Origin of the sequence: Paenibacillus sp. Lou8.1, assembly GCF_024213565.1 — a bacterium.
GTDB lineage: Bacteria > Bacillota > Bacilli > Paenibacillales > Paenibacillaceae > Paenibacillus > Paenibacillus polymyxa_B.
Map to the genome: position 1 here is coordinate 24639 of NZ_JANAVN010000011.1, position 19553 is coordinate 44191.

A 19553-nucleotide genomic window follows, 5' to 3' on the forward strand; every position below is an offset into this window, starting at 1 on the left:
AATACGGCTGTGAGCACCTTTTAAAAGGGAAGGTTAAAGGAGATATCGGATAGGCGATGAAGATCATTATTCAGCGCTGTAAAGACGCTCAGGTAACGGTGAATCAAAAGGTGGTCGGCAAGATTGGAACCGGATTAATGCTGCTGGTTGGTATTGGTCAGGGAGATACAGCAGCCGATGCCGTTTATTTGGCGGATAAAACAGCGGGATTACGTATATTTGAGGATGCTGAAGGTAAAATGAATGACAGCGTTCTGGATGTCGGTGGAGCCATTTTGTCTGTCTCTCAATTTACGTTGTATGGTGACTGCCGTAAAGGAAGAAGGCCTAACTTTATGGGGGCGGCCAAGCCTGAGGAAGCGGAAAAGCTGTATGATTTCTTCAACAGTCAGCTTCGAGCCAAGGGCCTGGAGGTAGAAACGGGAATTTTTGGGGCTATGATGGATGTTTCATTGACGAACTGGGGCCCAGTGACACTGATTTTGGATACCGAACGTTCGTAACTATACATTCACGGCGTGGTCTGAGTAGAATAAAATAGCTGTTCAGAGGGACCATAATGTCATCCCGATTGGTGATTAGCCAGGCGGATAGCCTAAGGGTGACAGGAGAGACGAAGCTATGCGTCAAACCCCAAAAATGGACGGGCCTCGAAGCACTGTGCTGCTTTTTCCCGGTAGCATGCAGGAGGCAATCAGCCTTACTCGTAATGCTGATACGTTATTACAGCATGTTGCAGCAGCCATCGACAAGCCGGGACGCGGTGCCTTGCCACGCAGGTAACATCGGGTTAAATGTAGCATTATGAGGTGCTACCCGAAAGTAGCACAAAGAGGACAAAAATAAAATATGTAGCATTGAATTAGTGCAGGAGCCGAAAGGCTCCTTTTTCTTTTCCGCCGCTGCGATTGTTATAAAAACAGATCAAGCGGGTAATAACAAATCGTGGTAGACAAACAAACTTAATTTTAACTTGTTTCGAAGATAACCGGAAAGGAGATCTGAACATTAATGAGTAAAATTGCATTTTTATTAGCTGACCAATTTGAAGATTCTGAAATGAAGGTACCTTATGATGAATTAAAAAAGGCTGGACATGAGGCAGATATTGTTGGGCTGAAGCAAGGTGAGAAAGTGAGCGGTAAGCAAGGTAAAGCAAGCTACACTATTGAAAAAGCCATTGCAGATGTGAAATCAAGTGACTATGATGCAGTTGTTATTCCCGGCGGATCCTCCCCGGAAAATCTGCGATTGGATGCACATGTTCTGAAATTTGTGACTGAAATTAACGAGTCCAAAAAAACGATTGGCGCTATCTGTCACGGGCCACAAATTTTGGCGAGTGCCGATTTGTTACAAGGCCGGACGATTACTGCTTATCCTCCGTTGAAAGATGACTTAATTAATGCGGGTGCTCATTTTGAGGATCGAGAGGCGGTTGTGGACGGTAACTTTATTACGTCTCGGACCCCTAAGGATGAGCCTGCCTTTGTGCGTGAGTTATTAAAAGCATTGTAATTTGAACGTGAATATTTCCTTAGATTAATGCCAGTACAATTCCCAAACGAGGAGGATTTGATATGGCAAAACAGATTCAGGCTTATTTTCGCACAGAAGATGAAGCTGAGGGTGCCAGAGCCTCGCTTCAAGCTTATAGAACTGAACATTTGGAAGTAGGTGCTTTGGATGATGCGCTCGGTCGGGAGACGAGAGTTTTAATTCCGCTGGTCCCCTATAACAATACAGGTTCTGTGAGCACAGGAGGCTCTGCAGGTGCGGCAATCCCTGCGGCGGGTGCTTATGGCGAGAATATTCTACCAGATGCGAAGGATGGCCAGATTAACTCTGGCTCAGCCCAAAGGGATCTGAATGAAGATCGGGGTGGAACAACGAATCATGACGGAGGGTTGCTCCGTGCGACAGATGTGTATATTAACGGTGATCAAGATGAATTACGGTATGTATTATCAGCAAAGGTGAATGATGCCGATTATGATGAGGTCATTTATAAGCTACGTTCCAATCGTGGATATGTATCGCAGTTGGATTAAAGCTGAGAGCGCGACAAAAGAGATTGTCGATACTTGAGAAATTCAGCTGCAAAAGAGTGACTGTAATACAATTGTAATATTCGAAACATCATTCCTTAATATTCGTTGTTTATAATAACAGCATGACCCCCTTTTGATATATCTTTTTGAACCTGCGGACCGTTTCCGCAGGTTTTTTCTTTTTATAAGCCTTATTTGTCCGATTATAGGGAGAATCTCTTGACTTTGTCGAAGCGGTTCATTAAAATCATAAAATAATGAAAAATGATTTGATGACGGGACCAAGTACTCCGAACCCACAAGCGCAGAGAGGAATTTCCAGGCTGTAAAAATTCCCTTGATGAGCGGATGAATGACCTCCCCGAGAACAGGCGGCGAACAATTGAGGAAACCCTACTGAAAGTACATTGCAACTGTGCCGACAGTGGATGGTCCTGCATAATAGCCGTACTGCGCGTTACGGGCGTTATACGTATGAGCGGAGTCAGTATAATGCTGACGGGCAATGAGTGATTCTTATGCTGGTTGTCTGGGTAAACTCCGGAATGTGGGTGGTACCACGGGTGATTTGTAAACGACAATCCCTCGTCCCTGTTAATGTTAACAGGACGAGGGATTTTTTGTTTTATTTGAAAGTGGAGCAATAAGAAAGTGCACAATACGAAATACAACGATGGGGGGATACGTTAATGGCCTTTCAAAAACCGACGGGAACACAGGATTTGCTGCCGGGCAGTGTAGAAAAATGGCAAGTTGTCGAGGAAAAAGCCCGTGAGATTAGCCGCCGCTTTAATTACCGAGAGATTCGTACGCCCATGTTCGAACAGACGAATTTGTTCGTTCGAGGTGTGGGTGAAACGACGGATGTGGTGGAAAAAGAAATGTATACTTTTGAGGATAAAGGGAAGCGCAGCATGACTTTGCGTCCAGAAGGAACAGCAGGGGTTGTCCGCTCCTATGTGGAGAACAAACTATACGGGGAGCCGGATGTAACTAAGCTGTATTATATCGGCCCGATGTTCCGGTATGAGCGTCCACAGGCTGGGCGTCAGCGCCAGTTTCACCAATTTGGAATTGAAGCATTTGGTGCGGTCGATCCGGCGTTGGATGCAGAAGTTATTGCTTTTGGGTATCAATTCTGCCGTGAACTGGGCTTGAAAGGAGTACAGGTGGAGATTAACTCCGTCGGTAATGCAGCCAGCCGGGCAGCTTATCGTCAGCATCTGGTAGACTTCTTGATGCCAATTAAGGATACGTTGACCAAGGAGAGCCAAGCACGCATTGAGCGTAATCCGCTACGAGTGCTGGATAGCAAAGATGACCAGGACAAATTTGGCGGAGCACCTTCGATTTTGGATAGTTTGGATGAGGAATCCCGCACGCATTTTGAGAAAGTGAAGCAAAATTTGGATGCCATGGGCGTGGAATATACAGTTAACCCGCGTTTGGTACGGGGGCTGGATTATTATACGTTGACAGCGTTCGAATTCAAAGCCGAAGGAATTGGTGCCATAGACACGATCGGTGGAGGCGGCCGCTACAACGGATTGGTTGGAGATCTGGGCGGACCGGATCAGCCGGGCATTGGTTTTGGCATTGGACTGGAGCGAATTCAGCTGATCTTGGAGCATCAAGGTGTCAAACTGAACGAAGCCAAGCCGTTAGATATCTATATGGTAGCGTTGGGAGAAGCAGCAGAAACGGAAGTAACTAAACAACTATTCAAGTTGCGTCAAGCCGGATTTTCCGCAGAACGAGATTATCTGGGGCGTAAAATGAAGGCGCAGATGAAATCAGCCGATCGCTTTAAAGCAAGGTATACTGCGATTCTGGGTGAGGATGAGCTGGTTCAGGGTGAAATTGCACTGAAAAACATGGAAACCGGCGAGCAACGTACCGTTAAGCTGGATCAGCTGGTGGAAGAATTAGGATAAAAATAATGTAACATCAGTCAGGGGAAGTTTCCCTCTGGCTGTCATATAGCATTAACTACTAAACATAAACAGGAGTGTGTATTATGAAAAGGAGTCATCAATGCGGCGCATTGACTCATGCGCATATCGGAGAAACAGTTACATTAAACGGTTGGGTACAAACTCGTCGTGATTTGGGGGGCGTACTTTTTATAGACCTACGTGACCGTAGCGGAATTGTACAAATCGTGTTTAATCCGGCGTATTCCGGTGACGCACTGCAAATTGCGGATCGTGTCCGTAGTGAATACGTGCTTGAGGTTACCGGTACTATTGTTAAGCGTGATGCAGAAACGATTAACCCGAACCTGCCTACAGGTGAAATTGAGGTACGCGTCACTGAAATCGAAGTATTGAATGCGTCTAAAACACCTCCGTTCTTCATTGAAAATGGTGTAGAAGTGGACGAGTCTCTGCGTTTAAAATACCGTTATTTGGACCTGCGTCGTCCGGAAATGTACCAGACCTTGAAACTGCGCTCTAAAGCAGCAAAAATATTCCGTGACTTCCTGGACGGAGAAGAGTTCGTCGAGGTGGAAACACCAATTTTGACGAAAAGCTCCCCAGAGGGCGCACGTGATTATCTGGTACCTAGCCGGGTGCATGAGGGTGAGTTTTTCGCCTTGCCGCAATCGCCACAACTGTACAAGCAATTGCTGATGGTGGGTGGCCTGGAGCGCTACTACCAAATTGCACGTTGTTTCCGTGATGAAGACTTGCGTGCTGACCGCCAGCCTGAATTCACGCAGGTCGATATTGAGACCTCCTTTATGCAACAGGATGACTTGCTGCCAATGATGGAGCGTCTTATGGTGAAATTGTTCAAAGAAACCGTTGGGGTAGAACTGGAAACACCGTTCCAACGGATTACACATGCAGAGGCAATGGACAAGTATGGTTCTGACAAGCCTGACCTGCGTTTTGGTCTTGAGCTGATAAATGTTAATGATATCGTGGCAACCAGTGGTGTGAAAGTATTTGCTTCCGTAATTGAAAAGGGTGGCGAAGTTAAAGTCCTTAATGCCAAAGGATGTGGCACGTGGAGCCGTAAGGACATTGATGACCTGGGTCCTTTTGCAGCGCGTTATGGAGCAAAGGGCTTGGCTTGGATTCAAGTGAAAGAAGGCGAATTCAAGGGACCTATCGTTAAATTCTTCACACCGGAAGAAATCGAAGCCTTGAAAGAGCGTACGGGAGCCGAAGAAGGCGATCTGTTGCTGTTTTCTGCGGATAATAAAAAAGTAGTTGCTGATGTTTTGGGCGCGCTTCGTCTGAAAATTGGCCGTCATTTGGGACTGATCGACGATAACAAATTCAAATTTGCCTGGGTTGTAGACTTCCCGCTTCTCGGCTATGACGAAGAACAAAAACGTTATGTGGCGGAACACCATCCGTTCACCCGTCCGAAGGACGAAGACCTTGGCCTCTTGGATACCGATCCAGGTCAAGTTCGTGCTCAAGCCTATGACATCGTGCTGAACGGCTACGAAGTGGGTGGCGGCTCGATGCGGATTTTCAAACGTGAAGTTCAGGAAAAAATGTTCAAAGCGCTCAACCTGCCGCCTGAAGAAGTGAAGGATAAATTCGGTTACCTGCTGGATGCATTTGAATATGGTACGCCTCCACATGGTGGTATTGCCTTCGGTTTTGACCGTCTTGTCATGCTGCTTGCAGGTCGTACAAATCTGCGTGAAACTATTGCATTCCCGAAAACAGCCAGCGCGACAGACCTGCTTATGGATGCACCAGCCGAAGTGGATCAAGCTCAATTGGATCAGCTTCATATTCGTCTTGCTCCGAAGCCTGTTGCGCCTAAAGCTTAAGACGAACATTTGGCTTAGCAAGTGCCATCCATTGGCATGAGATAGCTTATAGAATGCCATGAACCCGTTACCCTCATATGGATAATGGGTTCGTGGTTTGTATGCTGGAGTTCAGGCATAGAGTTTAAATCAGTGAGGGAGGATATACCATATTGTTGCATCAATTTTCACGAACGGAACTGGCCATTGGAACTGAAGGTCTAGAGGTTATGAAAAATAGCACGGTGGCCGTGCTGGGTATTGGCGGTGTCGGTTCGATTGCAGTGGAAGCACTGGCGCGCACGGGTGTTGGACGCATCATTTTGATTGATAAAGATGTTGTAGATATCACCAATATTAATCGCCAGATTCATGCGTTGACAACGACGGTAGGTCAAAAAAAGGCTGATCTGATGGTAGAGCGTGTGAAGCTGATTAATCCTGAATGTGAAGCGATTGCACTGAACATGTTTTATACAGAAGAAACATATGAGGAACTGTTCAAGTACGAATTGGATTATGTGCTGGATGCTTCGGATACGATTATATATAAAATTCATTTGATTAAGGAATGCCTGAAACGGGGGATTCCGATGATCTCCAGTATGGGCGCTGCGAATAAAATGGATCCAAGTCGTTTTCAAGTTGCGGATATTTCCCAGACGAGAATGGACCCGATTGCCCGTGTCATCCGCACCAAGTTGCGCAAGGAAGGCATTACCAAAGGCGTCAAAGTTGTGTTCTCCGATGAGGAACCGATGAAGCCACGTGAAGAAATTACAAAAAAAATTGTACCTGCAAACGCGCCTGAAATTCGGAAGGCGAAGCAGCCGCCTGCAAGCAATGCATTTGTACCTCCGGTAGCAGGACTGATCATGGTTAGTGTAGCCGTGAAGGATTTGTTAGAACACGCTGGTGTGTAAGTTGCAAAAATAGCATGGCAGTGCATTCGTAGATTTACATCAGTATATATTCACTTTAAGACCTGTAGTTCTGTGCATCACATTCTTTGTGTCACAGTTGCTACAGCTCTTTTTTATTTTGAAAAAGCGCAGCTTACTGCAAACAGATTGAACAACTTGCTGGAGGGTTTTGGTATGAAGGGTGGACTATGGTCCAGAAGTCTCGGTTTCAAGCCCGAGCATCATTGGAAAAAGGAATTAGCCGCTGGGGCCATTTCTTATTTTTCCGTTGTATACATTGTTATGGTTAATGCAACTATTTTGGCAGATGCCGGGATTCCCCTCCAAGGAGCGATGCTCGGGACGCTGCTGACATCGATGATCGGCTGCCTGCTTATGGCTTTTGGTGGGAAATCTCCAATGGTCGTTGTACCCGGGATGGGAATTAATGCTTTTTTCACATATACGCTCGTACATTCTATGAAGCTGAGCTGGCAGGAAGCGTTGATGGTGGTTGCCGTCACAGGGATATTATTCGCCATTGTGGCTTTTACATCATTGTACAAGCTGATTAGCCAAGCGATTCCCCATAATTTGCAGCACGGAATTACGGTGGGCATTGGGTTGTTTTTAACCTTTATCGGATTGCAAAAAAGCGGCATCGTGATTGCTCATCAGACGACTTTTGTGGCTATTGGCCATTTTAATGATCCCAAGGTAATTACGGCTTGTGTAACGTTGCTTCTCGCTATTGTATTGTTTGTGCGTAACGTTCAGGGAGGTTTACTAATTAGCATTTTGGCGGGAACTGGCCTTGCTTATATACTAGGAGCTGTAGAGCCTACAAGCACGGTACGAACCTCTGAAACGGTGCGACAGTATGGGCAATTGTTTGGAGAGCTTTCCTTTTCAGGCATTGTCTCGGTAGCTTTCTGGATCGCTGTCTTTTTGCTCCTACTCATTGTGCTATTCGAGAATATTGGTATGATTACTGCACAAACCAACATGATTGGAAGACCGGATTTATTTAAAAACAGCTTGCGTGTGTTGGCTGTAACCAATATCTTTGCCGGTATTTTGGGTAGCAGTCCGGCGGTAGCCGCTGCGGAATCAACGGCTGGCATTGCAGCGGGGGGACGCTCGGGAATGACACCGCTGGTAACTGCTATTTTATTCGGAGCGACGTTTTTCTTTATTCCTCTGTTGGCTTATATTCCTGACAGTGCCATTGCGCCCGTGTTGATCATCATTGGGGGTCTAATGGTGCAAAATGTGCGAGAGATGGATTTCAGTGATTTTACTGAAGCGTTTCCTGCATTTCTGATCATGGTGATGATGCCCTTTACTTACAGTATTGTGGACGGGATGGCATTTGGATTTATTGCATACCCCGTAGCCAAGCTGGCAGCAGGACGGGGCAAGGAAGTGCCTGTTGCATTATATATCATTTCTGTACTGTTTGTGGCTAACTTTGTGCTTCATTCTCTGGTGTAGTAAACTCGAAGATAGATTGTACTGTTCATACCCGCGCAGAGCGCGGGTGTTGTTGTTTGAACAAGAATGGTCAGACAGGAAGCGAGGTTGATGGCATATGGAAAAAGAACATCATACACACCAAGATGAGCAGGAGGACCAGATGAAGGAAAAGTCGGGTAAAAGACCGGATAAGGCTGGCATGGGGCGGTTTATCAAATTGATTGCGAGTGCACATCCGCCCAAGGCTATTCTAATCATCGCCCTGATTCTGACGCTGATTCAGACCATTGCTGGTTTAATCGTACCCATGATGACCAAAGGGTTGATTGATGGCTTGACCTTTTCTTCACTAAACCGTATGGTCATTGTTGGTCTGCTTGGCGCTTTTGTGCTTCAAGCGGTGGCTTCGGCGGTTTCTATCTATATGTTGAACTATGCCGGGCATAAGATTGTGGCTAATTTGCGCAAACGCTTATGGCATAAAATCTTATCTCTACCTATCCCTTACTTTGATCGGAATCGGTCAGGAGATACGATGAGTCGCGTCACCAATGACACAAGCCTGATTATGAACTTAATTACGGAGTATCTAGTCAATCTGATTTCTAATGTGATCGCAATTATTGGTGGTATTGCATTGTTATTTTATCTGGATTGGGTGATGACGCTCATTATTATGGCCATTGTTCCGCTAACAGCCCTGATTTTATTTCCGGTAGGCAGAAAAATGTACCGCATCTCCAAAAAACAGCAGGATGAGATGGCAGATCTGACCTCAGTGTTGAGTCAGGTTATCGGCGAAATCAGACTGGTGAAGGCCTACGGAACCGAAAGCAGAGAGGCTCAGGCCGGTGAGGATCGTATTTACCGGATGTTCCGCTTCGGTTTGCAAGAGTCACGTATCCTGGCCCTTGTAGGTCCCATTTCTACCTTCTTGCTGACTGCAGTGCTGGTCATTATATTGGGTGTTGGTGGTGTTCGTGTCGCATCGGGTGTGCTGACCGCTGGGGATTTGGTGGCTTTTATTTTGCTGCTGTTTCAGGTGATCACACCGATGGCACAATTCACGACCCTGTATTCACGTCTGCAAAAGGTGGTTGGGGCTACTGAACGGATTCAGACGATTTTAGATCATGAAGAAGAACCGCTCGAGTTGAAGCAGGAAGCGGCGAAAGAGAGCAGAGATATTATACTTCGTGATGTTGCCTTTTCTTATACCGAAGGTGAAGAGGTCCTTCATAATGCGAACTTGGTCATTCCGGCTAACCGGACGACAGCATTCGTGGGACCGAGTGGAAGTGGGAAGTCCACCTTGTTTTCATTGTTGGAACGCTTTTATGTGCCAGATACAGGTGAAATTCGTTATGGAGACGAACCGATATCGTCATATACACTTTCCTCCTGGCGCTCCAAAATTGGTTATGTATCGCAGGAAAGCTCAATGATGACCGGAACGGTCAGAGATAATATTACATATGGCTTGGGGCGCGAAGCTGACTTGGAAGAAGTGAGACGAGCAGCCACGATGGCGTATGCGGATACATTTATTATGGATCTACCTCAAGGCTACAATACGGAGGTGGGAGAACGGGGAATGAAGCTGTCCGGAGGGCAGCGTCAACGGATCGCTATTGCGCGTGCGCTTCTTCGTAGCCCTGACATTCTCATGCTGGATGAGGCTACATCTAGTCTGGACAGCTCATCTGAGCATGAGGTACAGAAGGCCCTAGCGAACTTGATGGAAGGACGCACGACGATTGTCATTGCTCATCGTTTGTCTACGGTGGTGCACTCCGATCAGATTATCGTGTTGGACAAGGGTAAGGTGACCGGTGCAGGAACTCATACGGAGTTATTAGAGTCCCATCAGGTGTACCGTGAGCTGGCTCAAAAGCAGTTTGTGGAGATGGGGGAGAGGAGTATGGAGCATTAGAGGCCGCTGCGCGTGTGATTTGATCCTCCGATCGCTGTTGCCTCTGAATTCCTCTCATTGTAATGAGGACAGGGGGGAATTCAGAGGCAAAGGCGAACGCTCCGCTTCTTCGGATTCAAATCACCCGCTCCACTGGTGCCGCAAAGCTTCATACTTTTGTGAAAGAGTAGGGGAATAGGCGTATTAGGAAATAAGGTTGGATTTTTATGGTTAAATGTGTTACGCTTACTTTCCTTTTTTTGTGTCGGAGCAAGTGAATGCGATGCAGAAATCGAGACTTGATATTCTTAGGAGGTAACTGAAATGGAGAATGAGTTTCAAAGTGCCTATCAAGAAGAACAGCACAGGCTGTCGCTTGCTATGGAGGAAATTGATCGGAGATTGGAACGGCTTCGCAATACGCCGGTGTACACCGGGCATGATTTTACGGAGCAAGTGCTAGAATCGGCACGGGAGGAAAAACGTCAGGCTTTGGCCAAAAGCTCGCAGGAGCCTTATTTTGGTCGTATGGATTTTGACGAACGTGGCAGAGGGCAGCGGAAGCCACTTTATATCGGTAAAATTGGAGTGGAGCGTGAAGAAACGTCAACGTATCCGCTGGTGATTGATTGGCGTGCACCGATTGCCAGCTTGTTTTATTCATTTACAGGTGGTGAAGAAACTGCGTCCTATGAGGCTCCCGAGGGAACCATTGAGGGCTTGGTCTATCTGAAGCGCAACGTTGTCATTCGGAAAAGAATCCTGGAACGGGTAGCCGATACGTATAATCGTGAAAGCGACGAGCCGGCCGTTTCCGATGAGTTTCTCGTTTATCGTTTGGGAGAAAACAAGGATAACCGTTTACGGGATATCGTATCTACCATTCAGGCGGAGCAGGATCAGATCATCCGTGCGGCTAAAAATACAGCCCTCGTTATTCAGGGGGTGGCGGGTAGTGGCAAGACGACGGTAGCGCTGCATCGGCTCGCATTTTTGCTGTATCAATACAAGGATCAGGTATCGGCCGACAAAATGGTAATTTTCGCACCAAACCATATGTTCCTTGACTATATTTCAGATGTACTTCCAGAGCTGGGGGTCGGGAATATTCAGCAAAGTACATTTGTAGACTGGGCGCTGGATTTGTTGGGTTTGGATTTACCTTTGGCTGATCCTGCCGAAACATTATCTTATTGGTTTGAGAGTGGCAGTCTGAGAAAGGAATCCATGGATGAGGCGCCGGGAAGATTCAAGGGTTCGGTTCATTTTATGGAGCTGCTTCAAGCTTTTGTTGAACGACTGGAGCCCATTTCCGTGCCAGAGGATGATTTTTCACCATGGGATGGGGCGGTGCTACCGCGAGCTGAGATTTTGAATTGGTTCAATGAGGAATATAAGCCTTATCCGCTCGCGAAGCGTAAGGAGCGTGTGCTGGCAAGAGTGCACCGCTGGATTGAAATGGAGCTGAAAAAGTCGCCTTCGGCGGCAGCGCTCAAGGAACGCAAAAAAAAGGCAGGGGCACGTGAAAAGGCATATGCTAAAAAATGGCCACAATATGACGCACTGACGCTCTATAAGCAGCTTTTTCAGGCAGCTAAAGGGTTACCCGCAGATACGGCTGCGGAGATGAAGGCTTCTCTGCCGCCTGCTATTTTTAAGGCCACACAGTCGGATCTGCGAAAACAGATTATCCGTGAAGAAGATCTGACTGCGTTAGTGTATCTTCACGTGCTGATTCATGAGGTAGAATCATCCCAACGTTTTGACCATGTGGTCATTGATGAAGCACAGGATTTTTCACCTTTTCATATCGCTTTGCTGGATTTGTTCGTAAAAGGGCATTCCTTTACGATACTGGGCGATTTATCGCAGGGCATCCATGAATACCGTGGTGTACATGCGTGGGAGGAAGTGAGTTCTCTTTTTGCGCCGGAACATACAGGGTATTTTGCACTTACGCGGAGCTACAGATCAACCTTGGAAATAATAGAATTTGCAAACACGATTTTGGAGCAGGGAGTTCGCGGCGGTATTACGGCAGTTCCGGTATTTCGTAGTGGCGATCCGGTGCGCACGATGTCTTACGACTCATCCGTGCGTGAGCAGAGTTTGCTCACCGCTCTAAAAGAGCTGTCCTCCAAGGAGTATCGTACCGTTTCTGTGCTGACCCGCACCTTAAAAGAGGCCGTGGAGCTACATGAGGTTTTCACAAGCGCGGGGTTGGATGTGAATTTGATTGACGGTGGTAAAAAGCAATATGAAGGCGGTTTGTCGGTACTGCCTGTGTACCTATCCAAAGGTCTGGAGTTCGATGCAGTTATTGTGGCGGATGCCGACCATGAGCATTATGGAGAACGGGCATGGGATGCAAAACTGCTGTATGTAGGATGTACCCGTGCGCTGCATGAGCTGTGGCTATTGCATGATGGCTCACTTCCTAGTTACGTACAGGCACAGACGGAGTAAGCAGAAAAAGCGTTGTAAAGCATCGCCTGAGTTGTTGTATTCCTTTTTGTTACTGTTTATCTTAGTGATGGAAATTATGAAGTTATGCCAGTCGAAGAACAGCCACGAAATTCATCTTTCGTCTAAGGCTGTTCTTTCTTTTTTGTAGGCGACTGACTTGTAGATCTACAGCCGTGCCGTGACCATGCTATCTGCAACTTGTTAACGGATATGGTAGAATAAGATGCGGTTTATACCGTATCAGAATCAAAGGTGACTTGAATTTTCATGATTTTCAACCGTATGAGCGAACATAATATAGTATGTTTTCAAAGAAAAAGAGAAAGTGTTCGTTCATAAACCATAAGGAAGTGAATGAAATGGACTTATTTTCATATTCCCAAGAGTCAACGCCAAGCAATCGGTTGCTTGCGGATCGCTTGCGTCCGACTTCGCTGGATGAATATATTGGACAGGAGCATGTTGTGGGTCCGGGTAAGCTGTTGCGAAGAGCTATAGAGGTAGATCAGGTTTCTTCTATTTTGTTGTACGGACCGCCGGGGTGCGGCAAAACGACGTTGGCACATATTATCTCGCAACACACGCAAGGCGATTTTGTACGTCTGAATGCTGTAGAAGCATCTGTGAAAGACGTAAGAGAAGTCATTGACCGTGCACAGACGAATAAATCGATGTATGGCAAAAAAACCATTTTGTTTCTCGACGAGGTACATCGTTTTAACAGTTCACGTCAGGATGCACTGCTGCCTGCGGTGGAAAAGGGCACGATCGTGTTTATTGGCGCCACCACTGAAAATCCCTTTCACTACGTCAACGGCGCTTTAATGAGCCGTTCTACGTTGTTCCAGCTTGAAGCGCTAACGCAGGAGCATTCGCTGGCTGCTATGCGCCGTGCCTTGAGCGATGCGGACAAAGGGCTCGGCTACATGCAGCTTCAGGTAGATGAAGCTGCACTGGCTCACATCGCGTCCATGGCGAATGGTGATATCCGCCGCGCTTTGAACGCGCTGGAACTGGCGGCGCTCACGACGCCTCCGCTGGCAGACGGCACGATTCACGTGACACTGGAAGTCGCAGAGGAATCCATCCGTCGCCCGATTGTCAAAGCAGATGAATCCACGCAGTATGACGTGCTGTCGGCCTTTCACAAAAGCATTCGCGGCTCCAGCGACGCTGCGCTGTTCTGGTTCCTGTACGCCGTAGAAAAGCTCGGCATGGACCCGATGACCTTTATCCGCCGCCTCATCGCGGCGAGCAGTGAGGACATTGGCCTGGCGAACCCGCAGGCAATGGTGCAAGCGGTGAGTGCGCTTGAAGCCTATCGCAATAACGGCTGGCCCGAGGCCAAACTGAACATTGCACAGGCCATTTTGTTCGCTGTGGAAAGCCCCAAATCGAATGCCGTATATACGGCAATTTCACGGGCCGTGTCGGCTATGGACGATATCAAATCGGCCGAGGTGCCACTCCATTTGCGTGACGCACACTACAAAGGCTCGGAAAAGCTCGGTCATGTTGGCTATCAATATCCACATAATTATCCGAATCATTATGTGAAGCAGCAATATTTGCCCGATTCAATAGCAGACCAAACCTTCTATCAGGCTACTGAGCAGGGGAATGAGTCCAAAATCAGGCAAAACCAGCGCTGGCGGGATTCACAGTCTTAATATATGTGCGACTTCATATACAGAGTGTGTACGAAATCGTCACGTTACATCATGATCGTGCAAGAGCGAAGAAGGGGATAAGAAGATGAAAGACGTGCTATTCGTTGCCGCGGGCGGAGCGCTTGGAACCTCTACCCGTTATGGCCTGCAATCGCTGCTGCCTGCGGCGGGTGCGGATTTTCCACTTGGTGTGCTGCTAATCAATTGGATCGGCTGCCTGTTTCTTGGTTGGTTCTTTACGGTAACCTTGCGATCGTGGCGGATCAAGCCGCGATTGCGACTTGCCATCGGAACAGGCTTTACAGGGGGCTTTACCACCTTTTCCACTTTTGCAGTAGATGCTGTACGCCTCACGGTTCATGATCGTATGCTGACGGCTGTGTTGTACCTGCTGCTTAGCGTAGGCGGAGGGCTGTTTTTGACATGGACAGGTATCCGCCTAGGTACAAAAATGACGCAGGCCGCTTCCAAGGAGGAACGCTTATGATCTGGTGGGCGGCGGCAGGCGGGATTATGGGTACACTGGCGAGATACGGGCTTGGCATGTGGGCTGGAAAGAGGTTCGGTACCGTATTCCCGTGGGGGACGTGGATCATTAACGTCAGCGGTTCATTGCTGCTAGGATGGCTCTATGGTCAGTTTACGCAAAACCATTTGTCTCCTGCACTCTGGATGCTGCTAGGAACAGGTTTTTGTGGCGGCTACACCACCTTTTCCACATTCGGCTATGAATCTCTTCAACTGATGGAGCGTAAAGAGTACCGACGCATGGCTATGTATGTACTGTCCTCCGTCGTGGTAGGAGTTATAGCTGCGGCTATCGGGTACAGAGTAAATTAAACTCTATACATTTTCGAAATAACACGTAAAAATGCAATAAAAAGCTTCCAATCTCGACTCAAGGCATTCTCAGCCGTGATACGGTTTTGTTGGAAGCTTAGTGCTGTACCTATACAGCTAATTTTTATCTCGTTCTTTATACAATTCAGGTAAAAGGGATTCAAGTTCAGGTCTTGGTTCAGGATCAGACAACTTCATTTCCTCCAGCGTTTGGACGGCAATCCGTAGCACAGTATAATCCCTATACCAACGGTTGTCTGAAGGAACGACATACCAAGGAGCTTGTTTGGTTGCACTTAGCTCTAATACATCCTCATAATACTGGGTATATTGCTTCCAAAATTTTCGTTCCTGCAAATCACTTGGATCGAGCTTCCAGTTTTTGTGAGGCTTTTCAATTCGATCGATCAGCTTTTCTAACTGAAATTGCTTTGAAATATGTAAAAAGATTTTAACCACCTTTACACCATTATCCAGCAACAACTGTTCAAAATGTTTGATATGCTTAATATTCCGTTTGGCCTGCTTATCGGATATCTGTCCGTGAACACGTGTAATCAGCACATCCTCATAATAAGAACGGTTAAATGCTGCAATATACCCACGTCCTGGGGTAACGCTATGAGCACGCCACAAGAAATCATGACTTAATTCCTCAGCCGTAGGTGATTTAAAGCTGTGGACAGTCACCCCCGCAGGGTTAAGGTTGGAAAATACCTGTTTGATGACGCCATCTTTGCCGCTGCAATCCATACCCTGAAATACAAACAAAACGGATTGTTTTTTCTCTGTAAATAATTTGCTTTGTAATTCCATGAAGCGTTCCTTCAATTGATCTGTTTCCTGTCGGATTTCTTCTTTATTTTTGATATTCTTCGTATCCTTAGGGTCCCATTCTTTCAAAGAAACTTTTTTACCCGGTGTCAGCATTCCTAATGAATCAGACATAAAGGCACGCTCCTTTTCAATTGAAGTATGATCTTGTCTACATCATATACCCAAATGAGGATGTTATCAAAAGTTCCTTATGCATTAATGGTCTTTCAAGTTAATTCGAAAAGGATTACATAGGCAATAAGTTAGAAGTCCATTGTAGCGCTCTTATTTAAATATGACGATTCCTATTTAAAATGGGAAGTATATAATTGATTATAAGAGACGTGTATACACCACACCATGGGAAATTTTTTTGCAAGGAATGTTTGCTTAGCATGACAGACATCATAAAGAGCAGATTATGAACTCTTTTTCAATCATTAAATAAAAACATCTTTCATAAAAAAAGTCGCCCCTTCCAAATCTGGAGAGACGACTTTTTTTAATTCCTACTATATCAATGAAAAATGGTCATTCATTTAAACTGTTTCAGGCTGAAGTTTTTCAACCTTATCAATGGTTCCTCCACCCAGACAGCGTTCCCCATCATAAAATACAACAGCTTGTCCAGGCGTAATGGCCTTTTGATGTACATCGAATATGACATGCACGGTTCCATCGGCAAGCCATTGTAAAGTTACTTGCTGATCAGGTTGGCGATAACGGAACTTGGCTGTGCAACGGAATTCGCCGGACGGACGAGTATCTGCGCCTTCAATCCAGTTCACATCTGTTGCAATCAGGCTGGTAGAATACAGGCTGTGGTGACGATCACCTTGTACCACATATAGAATATTCTTCTCCAGATCCTTATCCGCTACAAACCACGGTTCACCTGAACCTGAGCCGCCAATGCCCAAGCCTTGTCGTTGACCCAGTGTATAGTACATCAGACCATCGTGGCGTCCTTTGACTTCACCAGTAGCGATATCCACCATGTCTCCACCTTTTGCAGGCAGATATCCACTCAGAAACTCCTTGAAATTACGCTCGCCGATAAAGCATACGCCTGTGCTGTCTTTCTTCTTGGCCGTATACAGTCCCGCAGCTTCCGCAATTTTACGTACTTCTGGTTTCGGCAGATGACCGATGGGAAACATCGCTCGGGATAACTGTGTTTGGCTTAATGCATTTAGGAAATAAGTCTGATCCTTGTTGCTATCCACACCTCGCAACAAAGTAAAGTGGCCGTCTTCTTCCACAACCCGTGCATAATGTCCAGTAGCAACATAATCTGCTCCCAAATCCAGCGCTTTATTTAGAAACTCGCCGAACTTAATTTCACGGTTACACATGACATCCGGGTTGGGTGTGCGTCCAGCTTTATATTCATCAAGAAAATAGGAGAATACTTTATCGAAGTATTCTTTCTCAAAATTGACGGTATAGTAAGGAATGTCGATCTGTTCACAGACGCGGCGCACATCCTCCGCATCCTCCTCAGCCGTACAACGGCCAAATTCATCCGTGTCATCCCAGTTTTTCATGAAGATGCCGATTACGTCATAGCCCTGCTCCTTCAGCAGCAGCGCGGTAACGGATGAGTCGACGCCACCGGACATCCCGACGACGACACGGGTTTCATGATTGGCTTTAGCCATGGTCATCACCCAATTCTTTCAATATTGTTGTAGAACCCACCTATTGTAACATAAACGATAATAAGATACGATGTTTGGACGATCCAACGACACGGCGAACGATGGAAGAAAGCTATATAAAATGGGCTAAAGCTGTTCCAAATCGCCCGAAAGCAACTTTTTTTAAGATTGTTACCGTAATGTTTCCCTTTACCTGCCCTAATATGTTAACATAAGCTGAGGGTTAGGATCGGAATAGAGAGGTTTACAACACCAGTTATTCCGCGTGTTTAACGGAATTGTTACTATAAGTGAGGTGGCACAATTGAAAATATCAACGAAGGGCCGTTACGGCCTGACCATTATGATGGAACTTGCAGCCAGGTTTGGCGAAGGCCCAACTTCTTTGAAAAGTATTGCCGAAAAAAATCAGCTGTCAGAGCATTATCTGGAACAGCTCATCGCGCCTTTGCGTAATGCAGGTTTGGTAAAAAGTATCCGTGGTGCTTACGGCGGTTATATTTTGGCGAATGAACCGGCAGGAGTAACAGCGGGAGACATCATTCGTGTACTGGAAGGTCCGATTTCTCCAGTAGATTTCACGGAAGAAGACGATCCGGCAAAACGTCAGCTGTGGCTGCGTATTCGTGACAGCATTGCTGAAGTGTTGGATTCTACTACACTTAAGGACTTGATCACATACCAAGAACATGATGAATTGGACAATTACATGTTCTATATTTGAGGTGGATTAACATGAACAGAATTTATCTGGATCATGCCGCATCGACTCCTATGCATCCTGAGGTTGCGCAGACTATGATGGACATCATGACCGGCCAATTTGGCAACGCTTCGAGCGTTCATGCTTTTGGTCGCGATGCCAAGCGCACCGTCAGCGCTGCTCGGGATGCCGTTGCGGCCTCTTTGGGCTGCAAGCCTGAAGAAATTATATTTACGAGCGGAGGGACAGAAAGCGATAATCTGGCCCTGTTTGGGACGGCTACGGCAGACGGCCGTACTTCCGGGCATATGATTACAACCGCAGTTGAACATCACGCAGTGCTTCATGCTTGTGATGAGCTGGAAAAAGCGGGGTATGAGGTGACTTATGTCCCGGTCAACGTTTTTGGACGCGTGAACCCTGCGGATATCGAGGCTGCCATTCGACCGGACACTTTTTTGATCAGTATGATGTATGCCAACAATGAGGTGGGCGTCATTCAGCCGATCTCAGAAGTAGGGCAGATTGCGAGAGAACATGGCATTGTATTCCATGTAGACGCGGTTCAGGCTTTCGGTCATATATCCATCGACTGCCGGAATCTCCCGATTGACTTACTGAGTGTGTCGGGTCATAAGATTAACGGACCACAAGGGGTGGGTGCATTATATATCCGTCAGGGTACACGCATTCAGCCGCTAATGCATGGGGGTCTTCAGGAGAAGAAACGCCGTGCCGGAACAGAAAACATCGCTGGTATTGCGGGTCTGGCTAAAGCCGCAACTCTTGCTAATACTTCCATTGAGGAGCGTGAGGCGCACGATACGGTTCTTCGTCAGACATTGCTTAAAGGGTTGGAAGACACTCTGGGTAACCAAAATTTTGTGATTAACGGTGACCCTGAACATTCTTTACCTAATGTCCTCAATGTTAGCTTTCCGGCCATTGGTACAGAGACCATGTTGATGAACCTTGACATGGAAGGAATCGCAGCAGCAAGCGGATCAGCCTGTACTTCGGGATCTCTAGAGCTATCGCATGTATTGCAGGCGATGGATCTTCCTGAAGATGTTTTACATTCAGCGATTCGGTTTAGCTTCGGATTGGGTAATACTACGGAAGAAATGGAATACACGGCCAAGAAAATTGAAACCATATGGAAGCGGCTGCGTACTAGGTACTAGGGATTTCTCCGCATTTTAATAAGAAGGGAGGGGCGGTTTTCCATTTCATTGCATGAACGGAAGCAAGGTCTGACAGGCATGTAGGAAAATGACCGCA

General features: G+C 46.7%; 17 protein-coding genes. 15 read left to right on the forward strand and 2 right to left on the reverse strand.

The window, feature by feature from the left end; genetic code table 11:
* Positions 1–56 precede the first annotated feature (56 nt).
* The 13 genes from dtd (at position 57) to crcB (NLX78_RS16615) (ending at position 15092) form a co-directional block, all read left to right on the forward strand.
* On the forward strand, positions 57–503 hold the full coding sequence (gene dtd, locus NLX78_RS16555; RefSeq protein WP_023989923.1) for a D-aminoacyl-tRNA deacylase: 447 nt from the start codon (positions 57–59) through the stop codon (positions 501–503).
* A 118-nt stretch (positions 504–621) separates the two neighbouring features.
* The gene (locus tag NLX78_RS16560) at positions 622–783 is read left to right on the forward strand and encodes a hypothetical protein (RefSeq protein WP_165178728.1); all 162 of its coding nucleotides are present in this window, start codon (positions 622–624) and stop codon (positions 781–783) included.
* Positions 784–1011: 228 nt separating this feature from the next.
* On the forward strand, positions 1012–1518 hold the full coding sequence (locus tag NLX78_RS16565; RefSeq protein WP_134903560.1) for a type 1 glutamine amidotransferase domain-containing protein: 507 nt from the start codon (positions 1012–1014) through the stop codon (positions 1516–1518).
* Positions 1519–1580: 62 nt separating this feature from the next.
* Positions 1581–2051: a hypothetical protein gene (locus NLX78_RS16570; protein ID WP_250260596.1), complete on the forward strand. Its 471-nt coding sequence runs from the start codon at positions 1581–1583 to the stop codon at positions 2049–2051.
* Between the two features lie 689 nt (positions 2052–2740).
* Positions 2741–3985 (forward strand): histidine--tRNA ligase, encoded by a 1245-nt coding sequence (gene hisS, locus NLX78_RS16575; protein ID WP_023989920.1) that lies wholly within the window; start codon positions 2741–2743, stop codon positions 3983–3985.
* Positions 3986–4068: 83 nt separating this feature from the next.
* Entirely contained in the window at positions 4069–5847 is a 1779-nt protein-coding gene (aspS, locus tag NLX78_RS16580; protein ID WP_250260597.1) for an aspartate--tRNA ligase, read from the forward strand.
* A 152-nt stretch (positions 5848–5999) separates the two neighbouring features.
* Positions 6000–6749, forward strand: coding sequence for a tRNA threonylcarbamoyladenosine dehydratase (locus NLX78_RS16585; RefSeq protein ID WP_013311554.1), 750 nt, complete (start codon positions 6000–6002; stop codon positions 6747–6749).
* A 174-nt stretch (positions 6750–6923) separates the two neighbouring features.
* Positions 6924–8222 carry an NCS2 family permease gene (locus NLX78_RS16590; RefSeq protein WP_254351001.1) on the forward strand — a complete coding sequence of 433 codons (1299 nt, stop codon included), beginning with the start codon at positions 6924–6926 and terminating at the stop codon, positions 8220–8222.
* Between the two features lie 97 nt (positions 8223–8319).
* The gene (locus NLX78_RS16595; RefSeq protein ID WP_165178724.1) at positions 8320–10137 is read left to right on the forward strand and encodes an ABC transporter ATP-binding protein; all 1818 of its coding nucleotides are present in this window, start codon (positions 8320–8322) and stop codon (positions 10135–10137) included.
* Between the two features lie 303 nt (positions 10138–10440).
* Complete coding sequence (locus tag NLX78_RS16600) at positions 10441–12582, forward strand: HelD family protein (RefSeq protein WP_254351002.1); 2142 nt, start codon at positions 10441–10443, stop codon at positions 12580–12582.
* Between the two features lie 359 nt (positions 12583–12941).
* Entirely contained in the window at positions 12942–14252 is a 1311-nt protein-coding gene (locus NLX78_RS16605; RefSeq protein ID WP_254351003.1) for a replication-associated recombination protein A, read from the forward strand.
* Between the two features lie 85 nt (positions 14253–14337).
* On the forward strand, positions 14338–14739 hold the full coding sequence (gene crcB, locus NLX78_RS16610; RefSeq protein ID WP_254351004.1) for a fluoride efflux transporter CrcB: 402 nt from the start codon (positions 14338–14340) through the stop codon (positions 14737–14739).
* Positions 14736–15092, forward strand: a complete 357-nt coding sequence (gene crcB / locus NLX78_RS16615; RefSeq protein ID WP_254351005.1) for a fluoride efflux transporter CrcB — start codon at positions 14736–14738, stop codon at positions 15090–15092. The genes crcB (NLX78_RS16610) and crcB (NLX78_RS16615) overlap by 4 nt, the downstream gene beginning before the upstream one ends.
* A gap of 117 nt (positions 15093–15209) precedes the next feature.
* On the opposite strand, the gene NLX78_RS16620 is transcribed toward crcB (NLX78_RS16615), so the two are convergent.
* Positions 15210–16040, reverse strand: coding sequence for a PPK2 family polyphosphate kinase (locus NLX78_RS16620; protein WP_235308657.1), 831 nt, complete (start codon positions 16038–16040; stop codon positions 15210–15212).
* 407 nt (positions 16041–16447) lie between these two features.
* The gene (gene mnmA, locus NLX78_RS16625) at positions 16448–17569 is read right to left on the reverse strand and encodes a tRNA 2-thiouridine(34) synthase MnmA (RefSeq protein ID WP_165178721.1); all 1122 of its coding nucleotides are present in this window, start codon (positions 17567–17569) and stop codon (positions 16448–16450) included.
* 304 nt (positions 17570–17873) lie between these two features.
* On the opposite strand from mnmA, the gene cymR reads away from it, so the two are divergent.
* Positions 17874–18293, forward strand: a complete 420-nt coding sequence (gene cymR / locus NLX78_RS16630) for a cysteine metabolism transcriptional regulator CymR (protein WP_013311532.1) — start codon at positions 17874–17876, stop codon at positions 18291–18293.
* Positions 18294–18304: 11 nt separating this feature from the next.
* The gene (locus tag NLX78_RS16635) at positions 18305–19456 is read left to right on the forward strand and encodes a cysteine desulfurase family protein (RefSeq protein WP_254351006.1); all 1152 of its coding nucleotides are present in this window, start codon (positions 18305–18307) and stop codon (positions 19454–19456) included.
* Positions 19457–19553 lie beyond the last annotated feature (97 nt).

Coding starts and splice junctions, on each gene's coding strand:
- dtd (WP_023989923.1), top strand. CDS start 57: ATGAAGATCATTATTCAGCGCTGTAAAGACGCTCAGGTAACGGTGAAT.
- NLX78_RS16560 (WP_165178728.1), top strand. CDS start 622: ATGCGTCAAACCCCAAAAATGGACGGGCCTCGAAGCACTGTGCTGCTT.
- NLX78_RS16565 (WP_134903560.1), top strand. CDS start 1,012: ATGAGTAAAATTGCATTTTTATTAGCTGACCAATTTGAAGATTCTGAA.
- NLX78_RS16570 (WP_250260596.1), top strand. CDS start 1,581: ATGGCAAAACAGATTCAGGCTTATTTTCGCACAGAAGATGAAGCTGAG.
- hisS (WP_023989920.1), top strand. CDS start 2,741: ATGGCCTTTCAAAAACCGACGGGAACACAGGATTTGCTGCCGGGCAGT.
- aspS (WP_250260597.1), top strand. CDS start 4,069: ATGAAAAGGAGTCATCAATGCGGCGCATTGACTCATGCGCATATCGGA.
- NLX78_RS16590 (WP_254351001.1), top strand. CDS start 6,924: ATGAAGGGTGGACTATGGTCCAGAAGTCTCGGTTTCAAGCCCGAGCAT.
- NLX78_RS16595 (WP_165178724.1), top strand. CDS start 8,320: ATGGAAAAAGAACATCATACACACCAAGATGAGCAGGAGGACCAGATG.
- NLX78_RS16600 (WP_254351002.1), top strand. CDS start 10,441: ATGGAGAATGAGTTTCAAAGTGCCTATCAAGAAGAACAGCACAGGCTG.
- NLX78_RS16605 (WP_254351003.1), top strand. CDS start 12,942: ATGGACTTATTTTCATATTCCCAAGAGTCAACGCCAAGCAATCGGTTG.
- crcB (WP_254351004.1), top strand. CDS start 14,338: ATGAAAGACGTGCTATTCGTTGCCGCGGGCGGAGCGCTTGGAACCTCT.
- crcB (WP_254351005.1), top strand. CDS start 14,736: ATGATCTGGTGGGCGGCGGCAGGCGGGATTATGGGTACACTGGCGAGA.
- NLX78_RS16620 (WP_235308657.1), bottom strand. CDS start 16,040: ATGTCTGATTCATTAGGAATGCTGACACCGGGTAAAAAAGTTTCTTTG.
- mnmA (WP_165178721.1), bottom strand. CDS start 17,569: ATGGCTAAAGCCAATCATGAAACCCGTGTCGTCGTCGGGATGTCCGGT.
- NLX78_RS16635 (WP_254351006.1), top strand. CDS start 18,305: ATGAACAGAATTTATCTGGATCATGCCGCATCGACTCCTATGCATCCT.